The sequence below is a fragment of the Brachybacterium sp. AOP29-B2-41 genome (assembly GCF_052378395.1).
In the GTDB taxonomy this organism is placed as follows: domain Bacteria; phylum Actinomycetota; class Actinomycetes; order Actinomycetales; family Dermabacteraceae; genus Brachybacterium.
Map to the genome: position 1 here is coordinate 35,767 of NZ_JBQSXR010000020.1, position 16,481 is coordinate 52,247.

The 16,481-nt window shown below is 67.9% G+C and carries 12 protein-coding genes; 5 read left to right on the top strand and 7 right to left on the bottom strand.

The window, feature by feature from the left end:
- Nucleotides 1–3: 3 nt before the first annotated feature.
- The 4 genes from ACT3T9_RS16080 to ACT3T9_RS16095 all read right to left on the bottom strand — a co-directional run bounded on the left by ACT3T9_RS16080 (nucleotide 4) and on the right by ACT3T9_RS16095 (nucleotide 6,434).
- The gene (locus ACT3T9_RS16080) at nucleotides 4–849 is read right to left on the bottom strand and encodes a TlyA family RNA methyltransferase (protein ID WP_444607025.1); all 846 of its coding nucleotides are present in this window, start codon (nucleotides 847–849) and stop codon (nucleotides 4–6) included.
- A complete protein-coding gene (locus ACT3T9_RS16085; protein WP_441445636.1) occupies nucleotides 846–1,862 on the bottom strand; it encodes an HAD-IIA family hydrolase in 1,017 nt (338 codons plus the stop codon). Before ACT3T9_RS16085 ends, ACT3T9_RS16080 begins: the two co-directional genes overlap by 4 nt.
- A complete protein-coding gene (locus ACT3T9_RS16090; RefSeq protein WP_444607026.1) occupies nucleotides 1,859–4,231 on the bottom strand; it encodes a hypothetical protein in 2,373 nt (790 codons plus the stop codon). Before ACT3T9_RS16090 ends, ACT3T9_RS16085 begins: the two co-directional genes overlap by 4 nt.
- Nucleotides 4,232–4,433: 202 nt before the next feature.
- Entirely contained in the window at nucleotides 4,434–6,434 is a 2,001-nt protein-coding gene (locus ACT3T9_RS16095; protein ID WP_444607027.1) for a beta-galactosidase, read from the bottom strand.
- 48 nt (nucleotides 6,435–6,482) lie between these two features.
- Between ACT3T9_RS16095 and ACT3T9_RS16100 the strand changes: the two genes are divergently transcribed.
- The gene (locus ACT3T9_RS16100) at nucleotides 6,483–7,484 is read left to right on the top strand and encodes a LacI family DNA-binding transcriptional regulator (protein ID WP_444607028.1); all 1,002 of its coding nucleotides are present in this window, start codon (nucleotides 6,483–6,485) and stop codon (nucleotides 7,482–7,484) included.
- 133 nt (nucleotides 7,485–7,617) lie between these two features.
- Here the strand turns inward: ACT3T9_RS16100 and ACT3T9_RS16105 are convergent, their stop codons facing one another.
- From ACT3T9_RS16105 to ACT3T9_RS16115, 3 genes are all read right to left on the bottom strand, one after another.
- The gene (locus tag ACT3T9_RS16105; protein WP_441445641.1) at nucleotides 7,618–8,610 is read right to left on the bottom strand and encodes a carbohydrate ABC transporter permease; all 993 of its coding nucleotides are present in this window, start codon (nucleotides 8,608–8,610) and stop codon (nucleotides 7,618–7,620) included.
- Nucleotides 8,607–9,605: an ABC transporter permease gene (locus ACT3T9_RS16110; RefSeq protein ID WP_441445642.1), complete on the bottom strand. Its 999-nt coding sequence runs from the start codon at nucleotides 9,603–9,605 to the stop codon at nucleotides 8,607–8,609. The genes ACT3T9_RS16105 and ACT3T9_RS16110 overlap by 4 nt, the downstream gene beginning before the upstream one ends.
- Nucleotides 9,606–9,667: 62 nt before the next feature.
- Nucleotides 9,668–11,317: an extracellular solute-binding protein gene (locus ACT3T9_RS16115; RefSeq protein ID WP_444607029.1), complete on the bottom strand. Its 1,650-nt coding sequence runs from the start codon at nucleotides 11,315–11,317 to the stop codon at nucleotides 9,668–9,670.
- Between the two features lie 222 nt (nucleotides 11,318–11,539).
- Between ACT3T9_RS16115 and ACT3T9_RS16120 the strand changes: the two genes are divergently transcribed.
- The 4 genes from ACT3T9_RS16120 to ACT3T9_RS16135 are packed head-to-tail and all read left to right on the top strand — an operon-like array spanning nucleotide 11,540 to nucleotide 16,399.
- Entirely contained in the window at nucleotides 11,540–13,261 is a 1,722-nt protein-coding gene (locus ACT3T9_RS16120; protein ID WP_444607030.1) for a glycoside hydrolase family 3 N-terminal domain-containing protein, read from the top strand.
- 55 nt (nucleotides 13,262–13,316) lie between these two features.
- Nucleotides 13,317–14,624 (top strand): IS21 family transposase, encoded by a 1,308-nt coding sequence (gene istA, locus ACT3T9_RS16125; protein ID WP_444607031.1) that lies wholly within the window; start codon nucleotides 13,317–13,319, stop codon nucleotides 14,622–14,624.
- Nucleotides 14,621–15,433: an IS21-like element helper ATPase IstB gene (gene istB, locus ACT3T9_RS16130; protein WP_444607032.1), complete on the top strand. Its 813-nt coding sequence runs from the start codon at nucleotides 14,621–14,623 to the stop codon at nucleotides 15,431–15,433. The genes istA and istB overlap by 4 nt, the downstream gene beginning before the upstream one ends.
- A 51-nt stretch (nucleotides 15,434–15,484) precedes the next feature.
- Nucleotides 15,485–16,399 (top strand): glycoside hydrolase family 3 C-terminal domain-containing protein, encoded by a 915-nt coding sequence (locus ACT3T9_RS16135; RefSeq protein WP_444607033.1) that lies wholly within the window; start codon nucleotides 15,485–15,487, stop codon nucleotides 16,397–16,399.
- Nucleotides 16,400–16,481: the final 82 nt, after the last annotated feature.

Below are 16,481 nucleotides of genomic sequence, written 5' to 3' on the forward strand. Positions count from 1 at the left end.
GGGTCAGTCCTCCTGGCTGGGGTGCTGGTCGTGGCGTCGCCGCGGACGGTCCCCGCGCACGGCAGACTCGATCATGTCACAGGCCTCGGCATCCAGCGTGAACGCCGTGCCGTGCGGACGCAGATGCAGGAAGTACTCACGGTTGCCGTCCTGTCCGGGTAGCGTGCTGGGCCCGACAGCTGCTGCGGAGAGCCCGGATCCGGCGGCCGATTCTGCGACCTCGCGCACCGCCCGCACCCGTTCCGCCTGGTCGCTCACGACGCCGGACTTCGGCAGGGCTGCTCTTCCCTCCTCGAACTGCGGCTTCACCATCAGCAGCAGCTGCCCGTCGGGCCGGACCACTGATCCAAGGGCCGCCAGGACTGTGCGCAGGGAGATGAAGGAGAGGTCCGCGACCAGGAGGTCGACGCTCGTTCCCAGCAGCGCGGGATGGAGATCGCGCACACTGGTGCCGTCGAGGACGGTGACGCGAGAATCCTCACGCACATGGTCTGCGAGCTGATCGCGGCCGATGTCGACCGCGATCACCGAGGCCGCACCGCGGCGCAGCAGCACATCGGTGAACCCACCGGTGGAGGCCCCCGCATCCAGGCAGCTCAGGCCCGCCGGGTCCAGGCCGAGCGCATCGAGGGCACCGGCGAGCTTGTGCGCGGCCCGGGAGGCGTATTCGATCCCGTCGGGCACATCGACGACGGCGAGCTCGGCGCCGGCAGGGACCGGCGTGGCGGGACGGGTGACCGTGCGGCCGTCGAGCCTGGCCCGCCCCTCCTCGATGATGCGCCGAGCATGGGTGCGGGACCGCGCGAGGCCGGCGGTGAGCAGCGCGACGTCGAGTCGGTCGCCGCTCACCGGTCCGTGGGCTGCACTGCGGCACCGTGCTGGTCGCGGAGCTCGCCGCGCCAGGCCTGTTCGGCGCTGTGGCTCGCCAGCAGCGCCAGCACCGCCCGCAGGATCCGCGGATCCTCGACCTCTCCGTGCAGCTCGATGTCTCCCTCGCGCCAGAGGGCGCGGACTGCTCCGCAGCGGGCGGTCTCACCGTCGACGACGGGCAGCGGGAAGGGAGCAGCGAGCTGCTCGAGGTCGGGCAGGATGAAGGTGGGTCGGCGCACCGGCTCTGCGCGCAGCGCAGACTCGATCCCATCCACTCCGGTGAGCACCAGCAGGGAGTCCATCCCTGCACGCACCGCCCCTTCGATGTCGGTGTCCAGCCGGTCGCCGATGATCAAGGGGCGCCGTGCGCCCTGATCCCGGGCGGCGACCTCGAACATGCCCGGCTCCGGCTTGCCGGCGACCGCAGGCTCGGCCCCGGTGGCGTGCCGCAGCACCGCCACCATGGAACCGTTGCCGGGCGCCAGCCCGCGCTCGGTGGGAAGTGTCGCGTCGATGTTGGTGGCCATCCAGAAGGCACCGTGCCTGATCGCGTAGGCACCTTCTGCCAGCAACGACCAGTCCAGATCCGGGGACCAGCCCTGGACCACGGCGACCACATCCTCGCTGTCGGTGTCCACCGGCTCGAGGCCGACTTCCCGGATCTGGGCGGCGAGGCTGGGACCACCGACGATCAGCACCTTCGAGCCTGCCTCGAGACGGTCTGCGAGCAGCCGCGACGCCACCTGAGGTGAGGTCACGAACTCCTCGGGCCGGGCAGCGACACCGACCACTGCGAGGTGGTCAGCGGCCTGCTGCGGAGTGCGGGAGGCGTTGTTCGTCGCGAAGACGACGGTGCGACCGGCGGCACGCGCGATCTCCACCGCCTCGGCGGCGTGCGGGATCGGCTGGGCGCCGTGCATCAGCGTCCCATCGAGATCCAGCAGCAGCGCATCGTACAGATCCAGCAGCGAAGGATCAGGCCGACGGATCATGCCGACTCCTCCGATGCTCGCGTCTCCTCGATCTTCTCCTCTGCGGGCAGAGAAGCCTCAGGCAGCTCATCGGCCGTGGCGGGCTCGGCCGCGTCGGAGGACACTCCCTCGACAGCGGGCTCCTCCACGTCAGCAGGCTCCCCCGCATCAGCAGGCTCGTCGACGTCAGCGGGCTCCTCCACGTCAGCGTCAGAGAGTTCTGCGTCGACCTCGTCGGAGGCGCCCGCGGGCAGCTCGTCCTCCTCCTCGGAGTCGTTCTCGCCCTCGAAGCCGTTCTCGCCCTCGGCGTCGAAGTCATCAGCATCAGCATCAGCATCAGCATCAGCATCAGCATCAGCATCAGGGTCGTAGGCGTCGAGGACCGAGATCTGCTCGTCGTCGGCCCAGGTGGGCTCCTCCGCCGGCTGCGGAGCCGGGCGGCCCAGACGCTCGGCGGCGTCGGTCACTCCCTCGGAGTCGGCATCCGCCGCCAGCGTGAGCCAGCGCTTCGCCTCGTCGGGACGGCCCGCACGCTCGAGGAGATCGGCGTAGGCGACCCACAGGCGCACCTGCCAGCGTCCCTCGACCTTGTGCCGCAGCGCGGGGATCTCGAGCGTGCGCAGAGCAGTCTCGATGTCCCCCGTATCCGCGTAGGCACCGGCCACCACGATGATCAGCTCGATCGATGCATTGACGCCGAGATCGGAGGCATCCTCCGAGGAGGCGATGTCCAGGGCACGCTCCGGCCTGCCCAGCCCACGCTCCGAATCCGCGATCATCGGCAGCACATCAGTGCGCCCGGTGATGCGCAGCGATGTGCGCAGCTCGCGCGACGCCGTGCGGAAGTCGCCGGCGCGATAGGCGATGATGCCGTGAGCCTCTCGCACCGCACCGACACGACCGCCGAGGCGCGCAGCGAAGCGGGCATGCGCCTGCGCGGTCTCGTTGTCGGACTCCTCCAGGAGGTAGGCCGCGACCATATGGCGGGAGACCCGCTCTGCGGTGTCCTTGCTCAGCCCGCGCAGCTCTGCCTGGATGTCCTTGCCCAGCTCCCGCCCCGTGATGCTCTCCGGGATGCGGGGCTCGATCGGCCGGTCAGCACGAGCCTCCTGGCCCGGACGGGTGTTGCGCGAGTCGTCTCGGGGTGCATATTCAGGGCGGTCCCTGCCGTGATCGCGTGCTCCACCGTGATCGCGCACTCCACCGTGGCTGCGTGCACCGCCATGGTCACGTGCACCGCCGTAATCACTGCGTCCCCGGCTACCGCGGGTGTCGCGGTCATCCCGACGCGGGCGATCTTCGCGCCACGGACGGTCCTCGCGCGGTCGCGCATCCCGATCTTCACGGGGGCGGAAGTCCTTGCGGTCCCGCTTCTCCCACGGCTTGTCCTCACGGCGTCCGCTGGCGTCGCCGCGTGCATGATCGGGGCGACCACCGCTGCGGTCCTCACGCGGACGGAAGTCCTGACGATCCCGCTTCTCCCACGGCTTGTCCTCGCGACCGCTACGGGAGTCCGGACGGGAACCGGCGGGGCGAGCGCCACCACGGTCATCGCGGGGGCGGTAGTCCTTGCGGTCGCGGTTCTCCCAGGGCCGGTCCTCACGGCCACCACGAGAGTCCGGACGGGAACCTGACGGCCGACCACCACGGTCCTCGCGCGGACGAGCATCTCGATCTTCACGGGGGCGGAAGCCCTTGCGGTCCCGGTTCTCCCAGGGCTTATCCTCACGGCCACCACGAGAGTCCGGACGGGAACCGGCGGGGCGAGCACCACCGCGGTCCTCGCGGGGGCGGTAGTCCTTGCGGTCCCGGTTCTCCCAGGGCCGGTCCTCCCGGCCACCGCGAGAGTCCGGACGGGAACCGGCGGGGCGAACGCCACCACGGTTCTCCCAGGGCTTGTCCTCACGGCGCGAGCCGGCGTCGCCGCGAGCGTGCTCCGGACGGCCGCCGCTGCGCTCTTCGCGCGGTCGGTAGTCCTTGCGGTCCCGCTTCTCCCAGGGCTTGTCATCACGACTGCCGCGGGAGTCACTGCCGCGAGAGTCCTGGCCTCCTCGGAAGCCCCCGGAATCCTCGGAGCGGCGCGGCCGCTGAGACCAAGATGAGCCGCGGTCATCACGACGCGGTCCACCGCTGGTGCGGCCGGTCTCGTCATTGGGGCGGTAGGGCCGCTTCCGTGCGGTCCCGGACGCGTCGCCGACAGAGCGGGGGCGGTCCTGACGGGCGCTGCGCGGCCCGTCCTTCTCCCAGGACCCCTGAGTCCTGGGCCGCCCGCGCCCGTCGCCGGACGACGAGCGGGAGTGCGGTGTCGTGGAATTGTCGTCGCGCCGCTGGCCGTACCGACTCTTGTCGCCCTGGCCGTGGTCGCCCCTGTTATTGCTGTCCTCAGACACCTGGACCGTCCGTCTCTTCGTCTCGCCCTTATGTCGTTTTCTCCCGGGAGCCTATGCGACCACCTGCAATTGACGCTCCGGTAACGGCCCTATCCGTGACTGCTTTCACCAGGGTCACGACCACGCCCTTCACAGGAAGGAACCGGGCCCCGACGGGCTCAGCCGCGCAGCATCCTCATGCCGGCCGCCAGACCACAAGCTCCTACCCCGGCACCTCCAGGTCCGCACCCGCGATGCTGAGCCGTGCCGGTGAACTGCCATGGTTCAGGACGACCACGGCCTCCCCGCGACGGATCACTTCGACCTGCTCAGGGAGGCTGGCCAGCTCCAGGCCCGCGGCAGCCGCGGCCCGTCCGATCACGGAATGGAGCGTCTCAGGATCCAGCAGGCCGCCGAGGTACCAGATCGCCCCCTTCCCCAGCTCCCGGTGGGTGACCACCGGTCGCCCCTGCAGTGCACCCTCCGCCACGGTCCAGAGGCGATGCGCCGTCGTCGTGCGCAGAACCTCGACGAATCGTGACACCTCGGCCTCCGCCCCCGTGTCGTCGCAGACGACGATCGGCACTGCGAGCGGCCACGGCTCCTCGCGGAACACCCCTGCGAGCTCGAGCAGGCCGCCTCCGAAGCCGCCGAGATGAGCACGGACATCCTGGTCCACGACCCCGCTGTGCGGGCCAATGAGCAGCTGGCCTCCGTCCCGCACGAACTGCTCCAGTACCGGGGTCAGCTCGGCCCGGGCAAGGAACTGTGAGGGCAGCACGACGAGGTCATAGCGACTGTGCAGGCTGCTTCCCGACGGTTCTGCACCGCCTTCTGCTGCTCCGAATTCTTCTGTGGGGGCGAACAGGGTCGACGGGCCGATGTCGACCCGTTCCCCGGCACGGAAGAACGGCTCGTAATACATCTCGTTCTGCGCGATCGGGTCGAGAGCCGACGTGGCCCGGCCTCCTCCCACGGCGGCGCGCCAGGACTCCCAGTCGTGGACGAAGAACACCCGAGAGGTGCCGGGGGCGATGTCCGCCAGCGGGCTGTCGTCGAGCTCGCGCCCGAGTTCGGCGACTCCGCAGAATCGGGCGGTGTCCGCCCCTGCATGCGGGACCAGGGCCGAGTGGAAGGTCTCGGGTCCGCTCGCCGCCTGGCGGAACTGGAAGTAGGAGATGACATCGGCGCCGTGGGCGTGAGCGCGCCAGGTATCCAGACGGTTCTGAGCGGCGGTCTTCGGCACGTTGTGGGCGCGCCAGTTCACGGCTCCCGCCGCTTGCTCCATCAGCACCCACGGACGCCCGTGCCCCAGAGTGCGCAGATAGGAGTGGGTCAGCGAGGCCGTCAGGCGGGAGGCGGGATCCGCCGGGTCTGTGTAGTGGTCATCCGCCAGCACATCGACATGCTCGCTCCACGCCCCGTAGTCGACCAGCGGGAAGAAGCCCATGAAGTTGGTGGTGATGCAGGCGTCGGGCGCCGCCTCACGGATGATCCCCGCCAGATCGAGATAGCAGTCCAGCAGCTGATCTGAGGTGAAGCGGGCGAAGTCGAGCTCGAGCGCAGGATTTAAGAGATAGGGCGTCTCGCGGGGTGGGATCACGTCCTCGAACCCGCGCAGCCCCATCGACCACACCGTGGTCCCCCACGCCTGGTTCAGCACATCGATGTCACCATAACGCGCCTGCAGCCAGGCACGGAAGGCACCGGCGGTGCTGTCGTCATGGGACAGCTGGCCGTACTCGTTGCCGACGTGCCACATCACCACCGCCGGATGCTCCGCATATCGCTGCACCAGCATCCGCGTGATCCGTCTGGCTGCCTCACGATAGGCGGGAGAGGACGGGTTGAACTGATTGCGCGAACCCCACCAGAGAGTGCTTCCCGAGCGGGTCTCCGGGAGGGAGCCCGGGTGCATCACGCCGAGCCACGGGGGTGGTGACGCGACCGGGATCGCAAGGTCCACGGCGATGCCTCGCGCATGGAGGTCATCGAGCACCTGGTCGAGCCATGCCACATCGAAGCGTCCCGGCTCCGGCTCCAGCCGCGCCCAGGAGAACACCCCGACAGTCACGAAGTCGACATGGGCGCGATCCATCAGATCCAGATCCTCGGCATGCACCTCGCGAGGCCATTGCTCGGGGTTGTAATCTGCGCCGAAGAGCGCTCCGCGCACGCCGTGCTGGGCGCGAAGATGGGACAATACGTCACAAGATCGGGACATCGCACTTCTCATCGTCATTCACATTCCTCCTGGCAGAGAGGCGGCGCCATGGCCACCATGTCGGATATTGCGCGCGAGGCCGGCGTCTCCCTGAGCACCGTCTCCTACGCGCTGAGCGGCAAGAGGGCGATCTCCGCAGCGACCAGGGAACGGATCAATGCGGCGATCACGCGCCTGAGCTACCACCCCCATGCGGGGGCTCGCGCCCTCGCCTCGCAGCGAGCCGGAACGATCGGGCTCGCGGTCCCGCTGGCTGCGGATGTCGATGCGCACGTGGTGATGATGTTCGTCCGTTCGCTGATGACGGCTGCCCACGCAGCCTCCAGCGAGATCCTCCTGATCGCGGCAGAGGACCATGAGGCGACCGTGCGAGTGCTCGCAGAGGGCAAAGTCGACGCACTGGTGGTGATGGACGTGGTCGAAGACGATCCGCGGATCCCGGTCCTGGCCGACGCCGCACGTCCCGTCGTGCTGCTGGGCTATCCGAGCCAGGCGCTCGGCATCCCCCGGGTCGACTTCGACTTCGAACAGGCTTCGACGCTGGCCGTGACCGAACTGCATCGCCGAGGTGCTCGACGACTGGTGATGATCGGATCGCCTGCGGCGACCCAGACCCGTCACGCCACCTACGCCGACCGCGCCACCCGAGGCTTCAGGGATACCTGTGCCCGCCTCGAGCTGCCAGCCCGTCACCTGGTCCACGACCATGAGGTCGACTCCACGGGGCAGATGATCCGCACGATCCTCACGAACGACCGTCCTGATGCACTGGTCATCCATAACGAGAGCGCGCTGCCTGCGATCCACCGGGCACTGGCGGCCGAAGGGATCTCGATGCCTGCCGACCTGCAGGTCGTGGCCATCGCTCCCCGGGAGACGACCCTGCTCGGTGCCGTGGAGTACACGGCTGTCGAGATTCCTGTCGCGGCGATCGGACGGGCCGCAGTGACCACGGCGACTGATCTCATCGAGGGGCGCGGGGACCCCCGCGACCAGCTGATAGCGCCATCACTCATCGAGCGCGACACCACCCATCGGCTGCAGGCCTGACCGCTCGTCCCTCGCAGCACGTCGGTCAGCCTCCACACACTCGCCGACCTCCTACCGCTCGTCCCTCGCAGCACGTCGGTCAGCCTCCACACACTCGCCGACCTCCTACCGCTCGTCCCTCGCAGCACGTCGGTCAGCCCTTGACCGCGCCGATCATGACGCCGGTCTTGAAGTGGCGCTGGATGAACGGGTACACGATCACCACCGGCACCAGCGCGATCACCATCACCGCCATCTGCACCGCGAGCGTGGCCACCTCGCCCGAGCCCACATCGACCTGGCCCGGAACAGAGACGCCCTGCAGCACGAAGCTGCGCAGCACCACCTGCAGAGGCTGCATGGCAGAGTCGTTGATGTAGAGGATCGCGTTGAAGAAGGCGTTCCAGTAGCCGACGGCATAGAACAGGGCGACCACGGCCACCACCGCCTTCGACATCGGGAGCACCATCTGGAACAGGATCCGCCAGTCCGAAGCGCCATCGATCCGTGCAGACTCTAGGATGCCCTGGTCGATGCCTTGGAAGAAGCCGCGCATGATCACGATGTTGAAGGCGGAGATGGCGCTGGGCAGGATCAGCGCCCAGTAGCTGTCGATCAGTCCCAGCCCCGAGACCAGCAGGTACATCGGGATCATGCCGGCGCCGAAGAACATGGTGCCCAGCATCAGGAACAGGATCGGGGTATGCAGGAGGCTCCCCGGCCGGGACAGGCCGTAGGCGGCCAGCACCGACACCGTCAGAGACAGCGCCGTGCCCACCGCGGTCACCCCGAGGCTGACGATCACTGCGCGGGTGACGATGCCGCCCGAGAGCACCTGGCGGTAGGCGTCCAGGGTGATTCCGTCGGGGAACAGCACCAGGCCGCCGGCCCGCGTGATCGCGCCCTGCGGCGAGAGGCTGGTAAGGATGATCGTGTAGAGCGGGACCAGCACCGCCAGACAGATCAGCACCAGCACGATGCCCTTCGCGCCCTGTGCCGGGAGCGAGGGGTCCTCGTCCCAGACCGGTCGCGAGGAGGGACGGCGCTTGCGCGGCGGGCTGCCTGCGCCGGCGAGCACGCCGGTGGCCACGCCCTGGCGAACCGGCGCGCTGACGGGGCTGGGCCCGGGCCCGATAGAGGTGCTCATGCCTTCTGATACACCCCCGCCTCACCGAACAGATGCGCGATCTTGTTGGCTCCCAGCACCAGGATCATGCTGACCACTCCCTTCAGGAGTCCGGCGGCAGCGGCGTAGCTCCAGTCGCCGTTCTGCACGCCCGTGTAGTAGACGAAGGTGTCCAGGACCTCGGCGCGACCGGCGCCGACAGCGTCCCGTTGGAGGATCAGCTGCTCGAAGCCGACCGTCAGGGAATTGCCGAGGTTGAGGATCAGCAGCAGCACGATCACCGCCCGCATACCGGGGAGGGTGATGTGCCAGATGCGGCGCCATTTCCCTGCGCCGTCCATCGCGGCGGACTCATACAGGGCCGGATCGATGGCGTTCAGCGCGGCGAGGAAGACGATGATGCCCCAGCCGGCGTCCTTCCACACCACCTGAGACGTGATGAGGAACAGGAACGTATCGGGATCGGTCATGACGTTCACCGTGCCGAGACCGAACTCGCGGGTGAACTGGTTGAGCAGACCGGCGCCGCCCAGGATCTGGTGGAAGATCGAGACCACCACCACCCAGGAGAAGAAGTGCGGCAGATACACGATCGATTGGATGACCGTGCGGACCTTCTCATTGAGGATCGAGTTCAGCAGGATCGCCAGGATGATCGGGATCGGGAAGTAGAACACCAGCTGGAAAGCAGTGATCACCAGCGTGTTCTTGACTGCGTTCCAGAACAGGGGATCCAGCAGCACCCGCTCGAACTGGTGCGCTCCGACCCAGGAGCTGTTCCTGATCCCGATGAACGGGGAGTAGTCCTGGAACGCGATCACGTTCCCGAGGATCGGGATGTACGCGAACACCAGCAGCAGCACGACCATCGGCATGGTCATGAGGATCAGCGAGCGATCACGGCGCAGCCGGCTTGTGAAGCTGACGGTGCGGCGGCCAGGCCCCGTCGACCCACCTGCCGCGGGGCGGCGGGAGGGTCGACGGGACCGTAACGGCCGTGCAGTATCTATGGACATGGACACCTCGGTTCTGGAAGCGCGACAGCTGATGGGCAGTCAGTTCAGGACATGAGCTCAGTTCAGGACATGAACTCGGCGTAGAAGTCGCGCAGCTTGTCGCCCCCGGAGGAGCGCCAGTGCTCCACCGCTTCATCGAGTGCGCCGATGTCCTTGCGCCCGCGGCTGATGTCCACGACCAGATCGTCAAACGGCTGGCTGAGGGAGCCGAACTCTGAGGGCTCCTGGATCTGGATTCCGTAGAACAGCGGATCGACCACGTGCTCGGACTGACGGGCCATCCACTGGGTCGAGGCCTCGACGTACTCCGGGAACTGCACCTTGGCGTTGACGATCCCGGGCTGGGCGAGGAACTGGTAGGTGGAGGTCACCTCGCGCCGGCCCTGGTCGTTCATCTGAGGGACGCCGTGCTCATCGCGCTCGAAGTGAGTGCCCTCCACTCCGTAGGTGAGCAGGTCGAACTCCTCGGTCCCGAACTGGGAGGCGCACCAGTCGGCGATGCGCAGCAGCTCGCGCACCTGCTCGGCGTCATCGTTCTTCTTGAGGAAGGAGAAGATGTTGACCGGAGCGCCGCGGTACAGGGTCGGTGCCCCGCCATCGGGTGCGAACAGGTCCATCGCCATCTGGTCGAAGTCCGGGTTGGTGGGACGCACCCGAGTGAGGGCTTCGTGCCAGCCGCCGACGCCGTCGTTCATCACGAGGGTCTGACCGGATTCGAAGCGGTCCTTGGCGGGTCCGTCGTTGCCGGCTACGGCGTCCGGGTGCATCGCACCGGACTCGATCACCTTGGTCAGCCAGACGATGGCTTCCTTGTACTCCTCCATCTCGAAGGGATGGACCAGCTTCCCGTCACGCTCCGCAAAGGTCGAGGGAATCGCGTACATCATCTGTGCGGTGTTCCAGAGGTTCTCGCAGCCCCAGCGATTGGCTCCCTCGTCGATGATCTCGGTCAGCACCGACAGGAACGAGTCGGCGTCGGTGGGCGGCTCGACCCCCAACTGCTCGAACAGGTCCTTGCGATAGAACACCGCGTTCGTGATCAGCTCGGACGGGTAGGGAAGGCCGTAGATGCGGCCGTTGAACATCGAGTATGCCCATGCCGCAGGATCCAGCCGCGCAAGGTTCGGGTAGTCATGGATCGCATCGCCGGCCAGATGCTCGGTGAGGTCCTGGAACACGTTGCCGACACCCTCGATGAAGCGCGGGGGGATGTTCCAGGAAGGGATCACCATCCAGTCGGGCACGTTCTTCGGGGAGGCGAGCACCGTCTGCACCTTGTCCGCGTAGGTGTTGCCATCGGCCACATGGAACTCCAGGGTCGCGCCGAGCTGCTCGTTGACTGCGTCGTAGTAGGCGTTGTCGCCGAGGTTCGGCGGCGAGGTCCACCAGGCCGGGCTCATCACGGTGTAGTCGCCGCCCGCACCGGGCACCGCGTCGACGCCCTTGACCAGCGGGTCGGGCATCGTGACGTAGCCGGGAGTGGAGCCGTTCACGCTCGGGAAGTCCGGCTCGACGAGGAACTCCAGAGCGCTGTTCGGGAGCGAGGCTTCGACCTCGGCCGTGAGCTCGGCACCGGTCAGCACTCCCCCGCTGCCGGAGCCTGCGGCAGAGCCTCCGGATCCTCCACAGGCGGCGAGGCCCAGGGCTCCGGCGCCGATACCGAGGTATCCGAGCAGCCGCCGACGCGAGACCGCGTTGTCGATGAGGTTCATGATCCACTCACTTCCTTGTGACGGTATGCGGTTGCCGAATGAGCGACCGCAGTTCTCCCCCGGTAGCCGAAGCAGTCCGGGTGATGAATCTCGAGCGCGGACTAGCCAAGTGTCGAAGCGCTTCGATAGGCTCGAACCTTAACCGTCGACCAGGCTCGTGGCAAGACCTCTGTCAGGAGCTCTCGACGGAACCTCCTGTGCCCCGCCGTCGAAGAGGACCCCATGGCATCCGTCCCATCCACGTCTTGGCTGGAGACTCGCGCGATCCTCGATGCGAGTGATGTCGAGCGCCTGGAGCACGCTCGCGCGCTGGTCCGTGCGATGGACATCGAGGAGAAGCTGCCGTTCCTGCACCAGCACAGCCCTGGTGTGGAACGGCTGGGCATCGGCCCGTTCTCCACGGGCACCGAGGCGCTGCACGGCGTCGCCTGGCGGGGTCCAGCCGTCACCTATCCGCAGCCCGTCGGGCTCGCGGCGACTTGGGACGCAGACCTGCTCGAAGCCGTGGGCGAACAGATCGCGCGGGAGGTGCGGGTTCATCATGGGCACGAGCAGCCGGCCAGCTTGAACGTCTGGGCGCCCGTGGTGAATCCGCTGCGTCACCCGCTGTGGGGGCGCAATGAGGAGGGCTTGTCCGAAGATCCGCTGCTCAATGCGCGCCTGGGCAGCGCGATCGCTCGGGGCTTGCGTGGAGCGGGCCCGGTGTGGGCGACGGTGCCGACGCTCAAGCACTTCCTGGGCTACTCCCATGAGGTCGACCGCGCCGCCACCTCGTCCGAGCTCTCGCCACGGGTGCTGCACGAGTATGAGCTGCCGGGTTTCGAAGAGGCATTGGCCAGCGGCGCCGCGGGTGCGGTGATGCTCTCCTACAACTTCGCCAACGGGGTCCCCGCGCATCTCTCCCCGCTGGTGAACGACCACCTGCGTCACCTGGTCGGCGATCCTGATCTGCTGTTCGTGGTCAGCGATGCGGGCGCACCCACGAATCTCTTCTCGATCCAGGGCGCCTGCGCGGATCTCACCGAGGCGGTGGCCGCGATGCTGCGAGCCGGCGTCGACTCCTTCACCGACCATGACCGGGACTCGGGGCCGACGATCCGAGCCGCACGAGCCGCGCTCGAGGCGAGCCTGATCCAGGAGCGACACATCGACCAGGCGGTGGTCCGCCAGCTGGTTCTGCGTGCCCGAACCGGTGAGCTTCCGATGTCCCCGTCCGCTGCGAGCACTGCACCCAACTCCCCTAGCGCCGACCGGCCCGCCTACACATTCGATCGCGAGGCGGCGACTGCACTGTCCGAGCAGGTCGCTGCGAGAGCTGCCGTGCTGCTCAAGCACGACAACGCGGCCCTGCCAGCGCGTTCCGGCAGCACCATCGCGGTGCTCGGCTACCTCGGCGGGACAGTGCTCCAGGACTGGTACAGCGGAGACCTGGTCGATCCGGTGCCACTCGACGTTGCACTAGCGGCCGAGCACGATGGGCCGGTGCGCTCCGCAGCATGCCTGGACGTCATCCAGCTCCTGGTGGACGGAGCACCCCTGACTCGAACGAGCGCTGATGGCCTCCGCCTCAGCGAACGCCCGAGCGACGTCCCGCGGCTCCCCGATGCCAGGGCCGGGTCGATCGACCCCGTCAACCTTGAGGTCCTCGACCACGGCCACGGGGTGTTGAGCCTGCGGGAGCTGAGAACAGGACTCTGGCTCGCGCCGGATGGGTACGGATATGTGCGCGCCAGCAGTGAGCGAATCGGTGGCTGGAGCGTCCAGGAGACGTTCCGCGCTCTGCGGGGCCCGGACGGACAGACTCGGCTGCAGCACGTGGCCAGCGGGTGCTGGGTACGCAGTGATGACGCTCGCCGAAATTCCCCAGTTGTGCTCACCGAAATTCCCCAGTCTGGGTCGCTCCGTCGCATGAGGCGGGTCTCCCTGGATGCTGGTGGTCTCTGACCACTCACCAGCCTTCCAGGGAGGCCCAACGCTCATGCTCTCAGAGAGGAGCAGCGTGGACATCCACGCTCTGCACCGGCAGGGAATCACGATCAGCGAGATCGCCCGACGCACCGGCCATGACCGCAAGACCATCCGTTCCTACCTCCGCGGCGACCGCGAGCCCGGAGTCCGTAAACCCGCCGTCCCGGACGCATTCGGGCCCTTCACCGACTACGTCACCGCCAGACTGATCGAGGACCCCCACCTCTGGGCCGTGACGCTGCTGGACGAGCTGCGGCCGCTGGGGTTCGAGGGCTCTTACCAGTCCCTGACCCGGCAGATCCGTGACCGGTCGTTGCGGCCGGCCTGCCAGGCCTGCGCCCACGTCACGAAGCGTCCGAATGCGGTGATCGAGCATCCGCCCGGGGAGGAGACTCAGTTCGACTGGCTCGAGCTGCCCGACGCACCCGAGCAGTGGGCCTACCCCACGAAGCGAGCGTTCCTGCTGGTCGGCTCGCTCGCCCACTCCGGCGTCTGGCGGGCCGCGATCGCGCCCTCGATGGACCTGCCCCACCTGCTGGCCGCGATGACGACCGTGCTTTCCCTCCTCGGAGGGCTGACCAGGGTGTGGCGGTTCGATCGGATGCGGACCGTGCTGGACCCCGCCACCGGGGACCTGACCGCGATGTTCTCCGCGTTCGCGAAGCACCACGGAGTCCAGGCCGTCGCCTGCCGACCCCGCTCAGGCAACCGCAAGGGCGTGGTCGAGAAGAACAACCACACCGCCGCCCAACGCTGGTGGCGAACCCTGCCCGACGAGATCACGGCCGAGCAGGCCCAGACCTCCCTCGAAACGTTCGCGGCCCGGCAGGACGGCCGCCGCCGCGAGAGCCCGACCGGGACCACCACCGCAGCGGCGATGCGTGCTCAAGAGCGGCTCCGGCCCCTGCCGCCGATGGCGTTCCCGGTGGTGGTGACCGAACACCGGACCGTCTCGCGGCAGGCCCTGATCCACTGGCGCGGCAACCGATACTCCGTCCCACCCGAACTCGCGATGGCCACGGTCAATGTTCATCAGCACCTCGGCAAGGACCACATCGAGATCACCACCACCTCCGGCGCGGCGGTTGCTCGTCACCGCCTGGCCGAGCCCGGTCTGGGCATCACCCAGCGCACCGATCAGCACGTCACCGCGCTGGAGACCATCGCGCTGGCCTCGGCCCCGCCGGGACGGCCCCACCGCCGAAAGGAACGCATCCCACCCGGTGCTGCGGCGCTGGCCGCTGCCCAGGTCTTGACCGGGCCGCCGGCCCCGAACGCCACCGTGATCGACCTGGCCGCCTATGAGCAGGCCGCGAAGAACAGGAACACCCTGACATGACCACCACCTCACCCGCTCCGACTCCTGCGAGTGTCTATCAGCAGCTCAAGGGCCACCTGGACGAGCTGAAGCTCGCGGACGCCGCCGAAGCCCTCCCCGGCATCCTGGATCAAGCCCAGGCCGAAGACTGGACCCTCACCCACGCCCTGGAGCAACTGCTGGCGATCGAGGTGAGCGCCACCGAGAAACGTCGCCTCGCGGGCCGGTTCCGGTTCGCGAACCTGCCCACCGGAGCGACGCTGAGCAACTTCGACCACGACGCCGCCTCCGGCATCGACCCGAACCTCCTCGCAGAGCTCGGGACCTGCCGGTTCCTGGAGAACGCGACGAACGTGCTGCTCATCGGTCCGCCCGGAGTGGGTAAGACCCACATCGCCACCGGCCTCGGCCACGCCGCAGTCAATGCTGGCTATCGGGTCTACTTCACCTCCGCCGCTGACCTCGCCGCTCGCTGCCACCGCGCCGCGATCGAGGGGAAGTGGTCCACGATGATGCGGTTCTTCGCCGGCCCGACTCTGCTGATCATCGACGAGCTCGGCTATCTGCCGCTGCCGGCCGAAGCTGCCTCGGCCCTGTTCCAAGTCATCAACCAGCGCTACCTGAAGACTTCGATCGTGATCACCACGAACAGGCCAGTCGGTGCCTGGGGAGAGATCCTCGGCGACACTACCGTCGCCGCCGCGATGCTCGATCGGCTTCTCCACCGCTCCGTCGTCGTGACCCTCGACGGCGCCTCCTACAGGCTCCGTCACCACGCCACCGCCGCCGAAGAAATTCGCCGCGCCACCACCGGCACGAACCTCGGCTAACCTAACCCCGCGACCCTGGGGAGCTTCACCGAGCAACTCTGGGGAAAATCGATGAGCGCCATCAGCAGCGAACGGCAGACGGGAAAGCTCATCCTGGGCACGAGCGATCCTGCCGACGCTCTACCCCTCACCTGGCATGCGATCAGCACTCGAGAAGAGCAGGCGCGCAGAGCAGTGGACGGCGCGGACCTCGTGATCGCGGTGGTCGGCAACGAACCCCATGTGAACGGCAGAGAGACCGAGGACAGAACCTCACTGGCTCTCTCGGACCCTGATCGGCGACTCGTCGAGCTGCTGCCAGAGCCGGGGTCCCGAGCGCGCACTGCGCTCTTGCTGGTGTCGTCCTACCCCTACGATCTGGGCGTGCACGCGGACGCGGCCGAAGCGGTGCTCTGGAGCAGCCATGCCGGCGCCAGGCAGGGTCCCGCCCTCGCCTCGTTGCTGCTCGGACACCGCGAGTTCAGCGGACGCCTGGCACAGAGCTGGGTGCGCGAGAGCGCCCTGACGGACATCCTCGAGTACGACATGATCACCTCGGGAGCGACATACCTCTATGACCAGCCAGCGCAATTTGCCTTCGGGCACGGGCTGACACTCGCACCCACGCAGTGGACGCACCCTTCAGTGGAGGTCAACGGGGACGAAATTCAGGTGGCTATCACGCTCGAGCGCAATGCGACGACGACCGCTCATGAAGTGGTGCAGGTCTATGCGTCAACGGACTCCGCGTCGTATACGGGCGTTCGTGGGGCTGTGCCGTTGTTGCGTCTGATCGGTGCACACGTGGCTCACGTCCCTGCCTCTGGATCAGCACGGGTCACGTTCACGATTCCGTGGAGCCTGCTCCGCCTATGGTCGGACTCCGGCCAGGTGTTCACAGAGGCCTGGAATGGGGTCACGATCCACCTGGCCCGGTCCGCGGGATCCTTGGTGTGCAGCCGTCAGTTCACCTCCGCGCGCGGATGAGCGGCGACAGACCACCGCGACCGAACCCTGCTGGCTGTCATGGATTCCGCTGCTGGTTGGTGCGGCCCCTGTTTTCGGGCAC